We start from the raw sequence: 12686 nt of genomic DNA, 5'->3' as shown, positions 1-12686 counted from the left end.
TCATTTCGTTGTCTTGGACGGTCCCTAGCACCGTCCAGGCCCAAGATTCGTCCATTCCGCCAACTATCCCGTCACCTCGCCAGCCTAATCCAGGCTCAGGCTTACCAGAGAGTGTATTGGCAGAGCCAGCAGACCCTACTGCGACATCGACCAATCCTACAGGCCCGATGGGGTTGGGGCCCCAATCGACGGTTAGACAGGCTCCCGACATGCGTCTCGGGCAGCCTAGTGATCCTACCGAGGTGCTACAGCTTGCTGATATCGTGGCCTCGTTGTACAGAGCATTCCCATTAGTGGAAATCGCGAGGCTCCAGGAGCTAGTTGCTCGAGGTGAGATTCAATCCGCGATCGGTGCTTACGATACAAAAATCGAGTACTACTCGTTGAATCAGCCTGTCGGGTTCTATGATACCTACAGAAACGGGATTGGTGTCGCTAGGCAAACATGGTACGGTGGCTACGTAGGGGCAGGATATCGCAACGGTCGTGGTACCTTCGAGCCTTGGTACAAAGAGCGTGAGACGAACGAAGGGGGCGAATTTAAAGTTGCTCTCCAGCAGCCATTGTTGCAAGGCCGCGCCATAGATCCGCAAAGAGTCGAGTTGTTCCAGGCGAACCTGCGTCGTCAAGCAGTTGGCCCTGAAGTGCAATTCCAAATTCTCGTTGCTTCACGAGATGCAGCATTTGCTTATTGGGATTGGGTCGAGCAGGGGAATGCGATGTTGGTATTGAAGGAGTTGCTCGATCTCGCCCTGAAAAGAGACAACCTGATTCGACAGGAGTTAGCCCTAGGGGTCGGTACCTTGGTGTTTCTGGAAGCCAACAACGTTCAAATCTTTGAACGCCAAATACGCTACAATTACTCGGTCATTAAGTTCAGAGATGCCGCGTTTAAGTTATCCCTATTCCTTCGGGATGAGCAGGGACAACCGATCGTCCCACCTCCTGAGTGGTTGCCTCGTCGTTTCCCCGAAGTCGTCGACATTGAAATGGAACGACTCGATCAAGCATTAAGCAACGCGTTCAATACCAGACCTGAGTTGGCACTCATTAATTTCGACATCCAGCAAACACGTTGGGATTTGGAACTGGCGCGAAACCAGACTTTGCCGCAAGTTGACGTAACGTTGCAGGGATCTCAGGATGTTGGCCCGAGGCTTACCCCCATCAACGAAAAAGGTCGCTTCGAACTCGAAGCGGGTATTGTTGGTGGGGTCCCAATTCAGCGAAACAAAGCTTTCGGTAAAATCGAGAGCTTGAACGGAAAGCTATCGCAATTGGCTCAAAAGCAGGAGTTCTTTAGAAACAAAGTGTTCTCAGAACTCAATCAAGCAAGAAACAACGTGGAACTCGCTTATGCAAACGTCAAAGCCAGTGAATCGCTCCTTAAATCGAGCCGTCAGTTACTTGAGTATCTTGAAAAGGCGTTTCAAGAAGGGGATTTTCAGTTCATTCTTTTGCTAGAGCAAGAATCCAAAGTCGCAGACAGCGAACTCAAATTGCTAGAAGCTGAGCGTATGTATTTCATATCGCTCGCAGCGATGCAAGCGACACTAGGCCTAGATCCATTGGATCAAGCAGAACTGATCATCGCCCGCTAGTTGAGAATCTGCAAAGTTCGGGGCTGAGTAAGACGCACCAAAGCCGATGGACTTTGGTGCCGATATCATACCTATCTCTTGCCTCAGCCATTATTGGTTGAGAGTCGGGGGACAGGCCTATCCATAACGTTTACTACTGAGCGATCGCTCGAGCAGGTGAGCCACCGACGTTTAGCTTTGCTTGGATCGAAAGATCATTTAGAGAAACAATCCAGATCGACCCATCCCCAGAATTGGTGATGCATGCTAAGCGTTTGTTCGGCGTAATCGAGATGTCATGGTGTCCTGAGTGACCGTCGATCTGGCTAGGACCTACCTTAAACGAACCGATCACTTTTGCGTCGGAAAAGTCAGAGTCCTTGTTGGGATCCAGGTCGATGACGGAGACCTTTTCTTGATTGTCGCTCTGCTTGCGATCGTGCGGAACCAACGCTAGTTTGCGTCCATCGTTCGCTTGAAAGACAGTCGGCGTGACCAAGCTCAAGCCATCGCCAGCAGGTAGCTCAAGACTAACCAAGTTCAATTTCGGCTTGGATGCATCCAACATGCCGATCTTCGCATCATCGCCCGAGCCGTAGGTGAACAGCACCCATGAGTCGAGGTTTGCAAACGCTCCCGTTCGATTAGGTCGCCCGGTCGCTGAATCGGTCCCCAAGGAGATGTGCTCCCAGTCTGAATCTGTAGGGGGATTCTGCAATGCTGTGTCAGCTTTCAAGCTGTAGACGCCGTCGCTCGGGGCAAAGAAGACGCGGCCGGCAGCGGCAGTTGCTCCATGAAGACCACCCACAGGCAGCTTGCAGGAGTAACCTGGATTGGTTCGCGAGGAGTCGATGTTTACCACATCGATTCTGCCCATGTTGTCTCCTTCTCGATCGACCCATGTTGAGTAAACAACCTGCTTCGCATGAGCTGCCAAGGTGATGTGGCTGCCACCACCGGAGAAAAAGGTACCAGCCGCGTTAGCATTACCCGACTTGAGCTGATCCTTGGTGAGAATCGTGAAGCCGTTCTTGGAGTCGTTGGCCAAGACAACTTGCTCATCGTACAGATAGACGTGAGCTGGGTTACCCTGTTGGTCATCCAGTCGAGAGGCCAAGACCTTGGGGGCCTCCTTGTAGTACCAATGGGAGTGATCACCGTGATCCTCGACAGTCACACCGGATTCGATCGCGACCCAACCGCTCTGGAAATTTCCGGAATCGTCGTCGCGTACTCCCACCACGATAACGCCGTCGATCGGTTGCGACTGAACGAGGCTTTGTCGCTCTGCATCTAGACTCGGAAAGCCAGGAACAGATTGTGCGTCGATTGTCCATCCTGCATCAGATCGCTTAACGTCTCCCCACATGAGCTTGTTCGCCTCATTGTCTTGCCAGAACAGGCGAAACATGGTTCGTGCAGGTTTATCTTGCGATAGTGCTGTGGTCGTGTTCAACCCAATCAATGCCAATAGTATTGGGCTTAGAAATTTGATGCTCGTTTTCATTAGATCACGTTGTATGATTGAGAAAAAGGTTCACGAAACGGAGGTAATTAATCAGCGATAACAAGCGGTTCCCCGCCGTTCGCTGAAAACGTGTTCTGGTATGCAATCGTATCAACGTTGTTGGATACGAATCGCACCGACCCATCTAGGAAGCCGACTTGGACTCCCCCAGTGTGATTGCTGCGAGTCGAATAAAAACCTCGCCCGTGCATCGCGACATCTGGCAATGGGTGATTTGGAGTCATGTAGCCATTAGTGATCGTCGCAAAAGGAACGCCGCGAATCCAGCTTTGCCCCCGCGTACCTGTATAGCTGACGATTTCTGCCGGGACGATCGTGGTTAGATCGGGATTAGCAATGAGACCGCCCTTCATGAAGCCAGGGCCGTTCGGATTGCTGGTCGTGCCGCCCCAATTAGCGCTCATTCGGCGAAGTGCTTGTCGATCCGGCATTACGGTTTGCGTTTGCTTATTACCGAGGAGCCCCTCGGATAGAAGGACGGTGTTGCTGGTTCCATCTGTGCAACGAGCTAATGATGCAAAGGATCGTTCCCAAATCATACCGTCCGTTGGAAAGCGATCGTCATAATGGGTATCGCGACCGCTTCCGATACTGAAGTGGTAATTGGTACCTGCCGACATTCCCTGGGTACCATCGGAAAAGACAACAGGAAACAGAGGTGATTCTCCATCGCTTGGACAAAGCATCATGGGCAGTGGGGTCGAAACCGGCCCCATAAGGCGGATATCGAATCGCGCCATCCAAGCTGGCCCCAGCAATAGTGGGCTAGAGTAGTCGAGAAGGTTGTTCATGTTCCCCTGCTCCACGAAAGGCAGTAATCTTGCATGAACAGAATAGGTACTCGATCCCATCAGCCCCGGCAGCCGTCTGTATGCCGACTCGTAGTTAAGCGTCGCGAGACTGAGCTGCTTGACGTTATTCGAGCAAGACATCCTTCGAGCTGCTTCTCTCGCAGCTTGTACGGCAGGCAGAAGCAATCCAACCAAAATGCCTATAATCGCAATGACAACCAAGAGCTCCACCAAAGTGAATGCTTTGCGCCGGACCAAGTAGCTTTTCATTGTTACTCCTAAAATTGGTAATCCATGCAAACGGAATATCTGAAATCGGGACACTCTGCAATTGAATTGCAAAAACCTACTAAAGTCAAGATGCTTGTTCTGTTTTTTGCAAAACAATTGCAAAAGCAATCGGGATTAGGGCTCATCCAGTAGCGGGGGGCTGTGCTGTGCACCCATTTTTCGCAAGTTTTCGTCGGCAAAGGGACTTTCAAGGTCTCTAAGTGTCGGCAACTTCCAAGAGCTTGCACGGCCATCTGCCTCTCGAAGCAAGCAATTTATCTCGCGAGCGCTTTTGATGCGAAACTTGGTAAGGTCCAGAAAATCCGTGCGGATCGAAGGTGACCGGCTGTTCGTTATGAGTGGTGAGCAGAATCAGAATCGTGTTATGGGGGCTGGCCTTGTCGCCTTGGCCACTACGAACACGCGAGTTGTCGCTCACAGTCGGCATGTAACTATCCAATGCTTTGTTGCTTGCGGAATTTCCCCGGGGTGATTTTGTAGCGCCGTTTGAAGACCACGTTCATGTATTCGGGATGTTCAAAGCCGCACCGATCGGCGATTTGTTCAAGAGATAGTTCGGTGTCTTGCAATAATTGCCGGACCTTTTCCATCCGAACCCGAGTGATCATTTCGTGCGGAGTGATTCCGGTCGCTTCTAAAAATTGATACTCAAGCTTGCGTCGCGAAAGCGGATTCTGCTCGAGAACGTGGCTCACATCGATGCCATCGCAAGCGTGTTCGCGGATAAACCGAATGGCAGCCGCAATCTCAGGATTAGCAACCGCGGTCACGTCGGTCGACTGGCGTGCTTCGACTCCTAACGGCTCGAGGAGCACGGAATCCTGCATCGCTTCCGGTGGTCCATCGGTGGTGCGGTTGGGACTCTGCTCCATCCACTCATCCAACAGTTTCGCTGCCCATTGGCCAGCACCTCTGGAATCGGGGATGACGCTGGTAATGGAGGGGTGGGCTAAATTGCAAACGATCGAATCATTATCAACCCCGACCACTGCCAGTTGCTCGGGGACTTGGATTCCTAGGTTGCGGCAATGATCAAGAACAATTTGGGCTTGGATGTCAAACGCACAGAACACACCCGTTGGCTTCGGCAGTCCCATAAGCCAATGGTCCAGTGGTGACTCCGGCGATTTTTTGGAAGGAGATCCGAGGAATTGACTCCTAGCTTGAAACTCCGTCCAATGAGTTGCGCAATCGAGTCCTTGCTCCTGGCAGCGTCGCTCGAATTGTTCACCTCGCCATAGAGCCCAGTTAAATCCCTGAGGACCACAGTAGGCGAAATGTCTGAAGCCTTTTTCCCGTAGGTGCTCGAATGCCAAATCCGCAACCTTGATATCGTTTGTTTCGACCCACGGAATCCGAGGCACTCTCCGCGCTGCGCTGACATCGATAGTGGGAACCCTCAGGCCGGAAACGGCTTTCGCGATCTCCTCCGTTTCGATGCGGGCGATCACTCCATCCCCTTTCCATCGAGAAAGCCAGCTCGGCGGCCTAGCTCCTCGTTCCAGTTCTGGAAGGAAAATCGACCACTGGTCTCTCGTCCTCTGGTACTCTACGATTCCCTCCAGAATTCCGCGCGCGTAGGCGTTCGATGTCTCGATTAAAAGGGCTACCGTTCTTCGTTTTTTGGCCATTTGTAAAATACCTCAATTTTTTTGCGCATTTTATCATAGCCTTTGTCATCGCTTTCATCCATTATTTAAACACGGTTAATGGCGAGTTCGTGACATTTGTTGGGTGCCTAGTGGATTGTGGAGGCTCACTAAAAGTGTTGCATGGCTCGCCAAGGGTGTTCCTGTGCCGTATGCCAGGGGCCGGTTCCCTCCCCGTTCCTTCCTTACCGTTCTAGGATTTGTTGTTGTGTCTAAGAAAGTTAATGTCGCCATGGTCGGGCTCGGTTTCGGTGCCGAGTTTATTCCTATATACCAGCGTCACCCTAATGCGAATGTAATCGCGATTTGCCGACGCAACGAACGCGATCTCAACGAGGTTGGCGATAGGTTCGGCATTGCGAAACGGTACCAAGAATTCGATAAAGTGCTCGAAGATCCAGAGGTGGACTTTGTGCAAATTAACTCTCCCATCCCTGACCATGCTTGGATGAGCATGCGGGCTTTGCAAGCAGGCAAGCACGTGATGTGCACCGTCCCCATGGCGACCACCATTGAGGAATGCGACAAGATCTGCCAAATGGTGGCGGACACCGGCAAGAAGTACATGATGGCGGAAACGGTTGTCTACAGCCGGGAATTTCTTTTTATTAAAGAACTCTACGAACGTGGCGATCTGGGCAAAATCCAGTACATGTCAGCCAGTCACCCGCAAGATATGGACGGTTGGCCTGAGTATTGGGAGCGAATGATCCCGATGCATTATGCGACCCACGTCGTGTCACCAGTTCTCGGTTTGGTTAATGGGCGTGCAGAGTACGTTTCTTGCTTCGGTTCTGGCTCGATCCGGGATGATCTTGCCAAGAAATCAGGCAATCGATTCGCCGTGGAAACTTGCCACATCAAAATCAAAGACTCGGATATTTCTGCACACATCTGGCGGTTCTTGTTCGACACCGCTAGACAGTATCGAGAAAGTTTCGATGTGTACGGGACCAAGAAGAGCTTTGAGTGGTCATTGGTTGAGGGAAAGAAACACATCTTGCACACCGCTAAGCTGCCTGAGCACGAGATCGCTTCCGAGGTCGAGGTTCCGGACTATGCCCACTTATTGCCCGAACCGATTCGCCCGTTTACGCAATCCATCCAAGACGCCGACCACCTATCCTTTATCCAGGGTGGGGGGCACGGAGGTTCTCACCCACACATGGTCCACGAGTTTGTAAGTGCCTTGGTCGAGGATCGCGATCCGTGGCCCAATGCGGTTACCAGTGCAAACTGGACGTGCGTTGGTCTTTGTGCACATGAAAGCGCTGTGGCAGGCGGTCAGGTTGTAAAATTGCCAGCCTTTACTCTAGAGTGAAACTATAAGTAATACGCCGGTTTATTAGAGTAGACTTGTGTACAACCCAAAAGCAGCAGCTTGTTCGGAGCTACTGCCCCTCGAGCCGAGTACCATCCCACCCTTATTTTCCATGGTAAACCAATCTATGAGTCAGACAAACTCTACCCGCCTCACGGGTGTCCGGTCAGGTAATCCGATAGGGGCCTTTGGCGCGATGTTCGCGTTATTGGTCGCTTTCTTCAGTGTTCCGCTAGGCACGAATTTGCAGGCTGAGGAACCGATCAAGGTTTTGTTGTTGGGTGACAATGGGCATCATCGTCCCTCCGACTTCTATCGAGCAATCCGCGAACCTTTGTCTAAGAACGGGATTGCAATCGAGTATACCGAAAATGTTGCTGAGTCTCTGTCTAAGGATCGACTAACACAATTCGACGCCTTGATGGTCTACGCTAACATCAACAACGTTACTCCAGAACAAGAGGCTGCACTGTTGGAGTATGTCGAAAACGGGGGAGCTTACGTCCCCGTTCACTGCGCCTCGTATTGTTTTTTGAACTCACCGAAGCTCATCGCTCTCACCGGGGGGCAGTTCAAGGAGCACGGTGGCGAACGATTCCGCACCGCGATCGTAGCACCAGATCATGAACTCATGAAGGGCTTTGAAGGCTTCGAAAGCTGGGACGAGACCTACATTCACCACAAACACAACCCCGAAGGCAGGACGGTTCTCGAGGCTCGGCGTCAAGGTAAGCTTGCTCCAGGAACTACTGAAGAACCGTGGACTTGGATTCGCACCCAAGGTGAAGGCCGAGTGTTCTACACCGCCTGGGGACACAATATGGATACCTGGGGGCAAAAGGGGTTCGTGAATCTACTGGAACGCGGGATCCGATGGGCCGCCAAGAAGCCGCTTGACAAGGTTGCGCCGTTCAAGGACGAGAGTCTGTTCTCTGTTCCTAATATGACCGAGATCGCCAAGGACCTGCCTCCGTTCACATTCACTAATGTCGGTGATGCCATCCCAAACTATCGCGGAGGGCAGCGGTCAGAGGACGGCAAAATCCTTAGCGAGATGCAAAATCCTTTACTAGCCGTCGATTCGGTTAAGCGTTACTCCACTCCGGTCGAATTCTCATTGAAGCTGTGGGCTAGCGAAGACGATTCCCTTGGTGGATCCGAGCGTTCTTCGTTCGCAGGTTTGGCGGGCAAAGCAATGGCTATGACCTGGGATCATCGAGGTCGTCTCTATCTATGTGAAACGATCGATTACCCCAACGAACTGCAACCCGTCGGTCAAGGACGGGATCGAATCCGTATCTGCGAAGACACGAACGGTGATGGTGTAGCCGACAAGTTTACCGTCTTTGCATCTGGCTTGAGTATTCCGACTGCTATCGTTTGTTATCGTGGTGGAGTCATTGTTCAAGATGGTACCACGACGGTCTTTCTAAAGGACACCGATGGAGACGATGTCGCAGATTTCCGTCAAGAGTTGATCACCGGTTGGGCGATGGGTGATACCCACGGTGGCGTTAGCAACTTCAAGTATGGCCTGGATAATTGGATCTGGGGTATGCAAGGCTACAACCGTTCTCGTCCAATGTTCAACGGCGAGCGACACCAAGGATTCAGCCAAGGCTTCTGGCGATTTGCCGTCGAAGCGGGAGCATCAGACGACAACGCGCCGGTGTTCGAGATGAAGAATGGTGTGAATACTCTCAAGAAGTCGAAGGATTTTGACGAGCACAGCATCCGCGTGACCAAGCTGGAGTTTGTTCGTTCGACCAACAACAATACCTGGGGGATAGGAATCAGCGAAGAGGGACTCATTTTCGGTTCGACGGCGAACGGCAACCCGAGCAATTTCATGCCAATCGCGAATCGTTATTACGAACGAGTCAATGGTTGGTCGGCTCAAGTGCTGGGACCGATCGCGGATACCTTTAAGTTCCAAGCTATCACTCCCAAGGTCCGACAAGTGGACTTCTTTGATGGCTATACCGCAGGAGCGGGACACGCTTTGTACACGGCCCGAAACTACCCTCGGGATTGGTGGAATCGCTTGGCGTTCGTGTGCGAACCGACCGGCCACTTGGTGGGCTCGTTCGTTCTGAGTCGTGATGGTGCAGGCTATAAGAGCACCAGTCCATTCAACTTGCTTGCAAGTGTTGACGAATGGGCTTCGCCGATCATGGCAGAGGTAGGCCCCGATGGAAACGTTTGGGTCATCGATTGGTACAACTTCATTATTCAGCACAATCCAACACCGCAAGGTTTCAAGACCGGTAAGGGCAATGCGTACGAAAGCGAGCTGCGAGATAAGAAGCATGCGAGAATCTATCGAGTTGTATATGAAGGAAACGATGGCTTAGCCAAGGAGAAATTGGAAGAAGCTAACCGAATGGTTGCCTCGGGCCTGGACCCTGCGAACGAGTTGCAACTCGTTGCAGCTCTAGAGCACCCCAACTTTTTGTGGCGTAAGACGGCTCAACGTTTGTTGATCGAAAAGGGCAAGCTCTCCGGAGACACGATGGCTGCCCTCGCGGATCTATTGGCAGATCAGTCGATTGACTCGGTTGGTTTGAACGTTGGTGCGATTCACGCCCTTTGGGTGATGAAGGGTATTGGAGCCACCGTGCCGGCTGCCACCGTTCTGGCTCACCCGAGCCCAGCGGTTCGACGCAATGGTATTCAAACCGCGGACGACTCGCTTGCAACCACGCAGGTGATGGCTAGTGCAAATCTTTTGGCTGATGTGGATGCTCAAGTTCGCTTGGCAGCTCTGCTAAAGGTCTCGGATAGCAAGGTGATAGATCCCCTAATTGCGGATTCCCTTGCTAATCCTACCCTTGTGGCTACGCTCCCTGGTACCAACAAGGTTGACTCGTGGTTGCTCGATGCATGGACAAGTGCGGCGAGTTCCCATTGGGAAGCCGTCTTACCAAAGTTGCTCGAGACCAAGGAGCGTCAAGCAGACGAATCCTTGAAGCGAATCGCCATCGTGGCTGAACATGCATCGAGATCACGCATGTCTCCCGAGTCGTTCGCATTGCTAGGTCAAAAGCCCGCCCAAATTGAAGTGGCTAGCTCCATCGTGGCTGGTATCGCAAAGGGGTGGCCGCGAGACTACGACTTCAAAGCACCTGCGGGGCTGGGCGAAAAGATCACCGAGGTTTGGTTGGGATCGGATGTACCAGTCGACGTGAAGAGCCAAGTTTTGATGGTGGCAAACAATGCAGGCATCAAGGAAGTCACCGAGGCTTTGTCGAGGATCGTATCGGAACTCGCGGATGCAGCGACCGATTCGGAGCGCACCGTAGCGGCCCGCGTCGCGGCAGCTAAGCAAGCGATGGTTCTACAGTCGGACAATCCAGCATTGGTAGATCAATTGGTCGAGCAGTTGTCGGCCCAAAGCAGCCCTGAGCTTTACGATGGGGTCCTACAAAGTGTCGGTGCCGCTCGTATCGAAGGCTTGGGTAAGAAGCTTGTTGACAAGAGCAAGAACATGCCACCCGAGTTTCGTCGCAATGCGATCCGCGCTTTGTTGGCTCGGCCTCAAACAACAGTTGAACTGTTGGATTTAATCGAAGGCGGAGAGTTGACATGGAATGATTTCCAGCTCGATCAAAAGCAGGCCCTTAGGGACCATCCATCTGCCACGATTCAAAAGCGTGCCAATGAGTTGCTAAAATCCAAAGGCTTGGCTATGAATGCCGACCGCCAAAAGGTCGTTGACGCTTGGATGGATATCACTCATGAAGTGGGTGAGTTTGAGAACGGTAAAGCCATGTACGTTAAGCACTGTGCCTTGTGCCATGTGCACGGGACTGTCGGTGTTCAAATCGGTCCAAACTTGACCGGCATGGCAGTTCACCCTAAAGAGGAACTCCTGATTCACATTCTTGATCCGAGCCGAAGCGTCGAAGGAAACTTCAGAACCTACAGTATTCGCACCGTTGATGACCTCATCGTGACAGGCATGCTGGCAGGGGAAAGCCAGACGGCGCTTGAGATTATCAATTCTCAGGGAAAGAAAGAGGTCGTCTTGCGAGAGGACATCGATCAGTTGGTCGCCTCCCAGAAGAGCTTGATGCCCGAAGGGTTCGAGAATCAGATGACCAAGGTTGAAATGAGAGACTTGCTGGAGTTCCTTACCAGCAAGGGCAAGTATGTACCGCTGGCGATTGACACCGTTGCAACCTCGATCACGACAAAGGGCATGTTCTTTGATGATGAGGGACGGTCCGAGCGACTAGTTTTCCGCGATTGGAGCGAGAAGAAGTTTAAGGACATTCCATTCACGTTGGTCGATCCTCAAGGAAGCACTAAGCCAAACGCGATCATGCTCTACGGTCCGTATGGAATTAAGGCACCGAAGATGCCGAAGCAAGTGGAGCTGCCATGCCGAACGTCTGCCGTTGCGATTCACATGCTAAGTGGCGTCGCTGGATGGGGGCACCCTGCTGCTGAAGTCGGCACCAAGTCGATGATTGTTCGTTTGACTTACGAGAACGGTCAGACAGAGGATCACGAATTGCTTAACGGTGTCCACTTTGCGGATTACATCAACCGCGTGGATGTCCCCAAGAGCGAGTTTGCGTTTAACTTGGGCGGACGCCAGCTACGGTATCTGTCGATTATTCCAAAGTCGCGAGAACCGCTTGAGAAGCTAGAGTTGATCAAGGGTAACGACGTAACGGCACCGATTGTGATGGCCATTACGATTCAGACGACGGAGTAGTATTCGTTCGTTGGAACAACAAGCTCCAAAGTGAATTCAGGCCGTGACAAGCTCCATGCTGTTGCGGCCTTTTTCGTTCTCCATCAGCGGACAGTCGAGAGAACGATAGGATGCGATCTTCAAACGGGCCTACGAATGGCCGACTGACCTATTGTCAAAATCATTGAGTAATCCTGCAATTCCAATCCTTGTCATCTGGCATTATGGCGAAGTCCACTAGCATTCTTCGAAACTGAATAGCCCTGGATCAACGAGCGCAAAGACTTCGGATTTTAAGCTAAGAGACTATAATAGGCTGGGTTCGGTAAAAGCTTTGGGAGGTGCTATGGATCGAGAAGAGCTAAACGAGTGGATTCGGCGGGGGCCGATTCGGATTACGATGAATAGCGGTAATAAGGTCGATATTCTGCATCGTGAAATGGTGTTGGTTAGCTCGATGAGTGCCGTTGTCTTAGTGAAATGTGATGATGGAAAATACCGGCATCATGTCTACCCTTTGGTCACAATGAGCAAGATCGAACAACTGGAACCAACGAATTGATAGTTGAATGCGTGTAAAGAAATAACGCCCAGGTTGCAGGTCGAAATCTTGGAGATGCGGCGGCTTTTGGTCGCTTGGCAGAATCCAGTACTGTCTCTCGATGTCGATGATTCAGGGTATCCTTTCACGGCGTGGTGGCTGAAATAGTTGTTGGGATAACTGGGATACGGAGAGTCGGATCGGCGGAGCGATCCGCGACATTGTCGCTGACCGCTCCGTCGGTCAGTTGCCAGAATCGAATAAAACGTTTGCCAATTATTGA

7 protein-coding genes are annotated in these 12686 nt (G+C 51.8%); 4 read left to right on the top strand and 3 right to left on the bottom strand.

Annotated features, from left to right (window positions below):
• The first annotated feature begins 8 nt into the window (after positions 1-8).
• Positions 9-1601 carry a TolC family protein gene (locus SH449x_RS05115; protein WP_482380245.1) on the top strand — a complete coding sequence of 531 codons (1593 nt, stop codon included), beginning with the start codon at positions 9-11 and terminating at the stop codon, positions 1599-1601.
• 133 nt (positions 1602-1734) lie between these two features.
• On the opposite strand, the gene SH449x_RS05110 is transcribed toward SH449x_RS05115, so the two are convergent.
• From SH449x_RS05110 to SH449x_RS05100, 3 genes are all read right to left on the bottom strand, one after another.
• On the bottom strand, positions 1735-3087 hold the full coding sequence (locus SH449x_RS05110) for a hypothetical protein (protein ID WP_482380244.1): 1353 nt from the start codon (positions 3085-3087) through the stop codon (positions 1735-1737).
• A 47-nt stretch (positions 3088-3134) separates the two neighbouring features.
• Positions 3135-4169 (bottom strand): DUF1559 family PulG-like putative transporter, encoded by a 1035-nt coding sequence (locus SH449x_RS05105; RefSeq protein ID WP_482380243.1) that lies wholly within the window; start codon positions 4167-4169, stop codon positions 3135-3137.
• Between the two features lie 452 nt (positions 4170-4621).
• Entirely contained in the window at positions 4622-5821 is a 1200-nt protein-coding gene (locus tag SH449x_RS05100) for a XylR family transcriptional regulator (RefSeq protein ID WP_482380242.1), read from the bottom strand.
• Between the two features lie 250 nt (positions 5822-6071).
• Here SH449x_RS05100 and SH449x_RS05095 point away from each other — a divergent pair, with 250 nt between their 5' ends.
• The 3 genes from SH449x_RS05095 to SH449x_RS05085 all read left to right on the top strand — a co-directional run bounded on the left by SH449x_RS05095 (position 6072) and on the right by SH449x_RS05085 (position 12424).
• A complete protein-coding gene (locus tag SH449x_RS05095) occupies positions 6072-7160 on the top strand; it encodes a Gfo/Idh/MocA family protein (protein WP_482381809.1) in 1089 nt (362 codons plus the stop codon).
• A gap of 196 nt (positions 7161-7356) precedes the next feature.
• Positions 7357-11883 carry a PVC-type heme-binding CxxCH protein gene (locus tag SH449x_RS05090; protein WP_482381808.1) on the top strand — a complete coding sequence of 1509 codons (4527 nt, stop codon included), beginning with the start codon at positions 7357-7359 and terminating at the stop codon, positions 11881-11883.
• Between the two features lie 325 nt (positions 11884-12208).
• On the top strand, positions 12209-12424 hold the full coding sequence (locus SH449x_RS05085) for a hypothetical protein (protein WP_482380241.1): 216 nt from the start codon (positions 12209-12211) through the stop codon (positions 12422-12424).
• Positions 12425-12686: the final 262 nt, after the last annotated feature.

Origin of the sequence: Brakhagea baltica, assembly GCF_052161605.1 — a bacterium.
Taxonomy (GTDB): Bacteria; Planctomycetota; Planctomycetia; order Pirellulales; family Pirellulaceae; genus JBKCUI01.
This window is presented reverse-complemented; position numbering and strand designations above follow the sequence as displayed.